1 protein-coding gene is annotated in these 885 nt (G+C 54.8%); it reads left to right on the top strand.

The features are described from left to right. Positions 1-59 precede the first annotated feature (59 nt). Positions 60-885 (top strand): glucose-1-phosphate thymidylyltransferase RfbA (gene rfbA / locus C8029_RS04265; protein WP_152002335.1); only part of this gene is annotated, 826 nt, incomplete at its 3' end.

Below are 885 nucleotides of genomic sequence, written 5' to 3'. Positions count from 1 at the left end.
GGATCGTCCGGATTGGCGCGCCGCCGTGCGCACCACAATCAACGAGGTAAACGAGTCTCATGCGTAAACGTAAAGGCATCATTCTTGCGGGCGGATCGGGCACGCGCCTGTATCCCTTGACCATGGCCATCTCAAAACAGTTGATGCCTATCTATGACAAACCGATGATCTATTATCCGCTGTCCGTGTTGATGCTGGCAGGCATTCAGGAGATCGCGATCATCACCACGCCCCACGATCAGGATCAATTCAAACGCCTTTTGGGGGATGGATCTCAGTGGGGCCTGTCCTTCACCTATATCGAACAGCCCTCTCCCGATGGGTTGGCTCAGGCCTATATTTTGGCCGAAGAGTTTCTGGATGGTGCACCCTCAGCGCTGGTTTTAGGCGACAATATCTTCTTTGGTCATGGTTTGCCTGAAATGTTGGCCGCTGCGGATGCCAAGGACATGGGTGGCACGGTCTTTGGCTATCACGTCGCTGACCCCGAGCGATATGGGGTGGTGAAGTTTGACGCCGAGGGCACCGTCAAAGAGATTATCGAAAAGCCGGCGGTGCCTCCTTCGAACTATGCGGTCACGGGGCTCTATTTCCTCGATGGGGACGCCCCCCGTCGCGCAAAGACCATTCAACCGTCTGAACGTGGCGAGCTTGAAATCGTCACGCTTTTGGAAACCTATCTAGCGGATGGGACATTGAATGTTGAGCGTATGGGCCGAGGCTATGCCTGGCTTGACACTGGCACGCACGGCTCTTTGTTGGACGCAGGCAATTTCGTGCGCACACTTGCAAAGCGGCAAGGAATGCAATCCGGCTGTCCCGAAGAAATCGCCTATACGCAAGGCTGGATCAGCAATGACACAATGCGCAAACATGCCGAAATGT

Source organism: Roseobacter sp. TSBP12, from assembly GCF_009129705.1.
GTDB classification, from domain to species: domain Bacteria; phylum Pseudomonadota; class Alphaproteobacteria; order Rhodobacterales; family Rhodobacteraceae; genus Celeribacter; species Celeribacter baekdonensis_A.
Note: the sequence above shows the minus strand (reverse complement) of the source record. Positions and strands in the feature narration are given on the sequence as shown.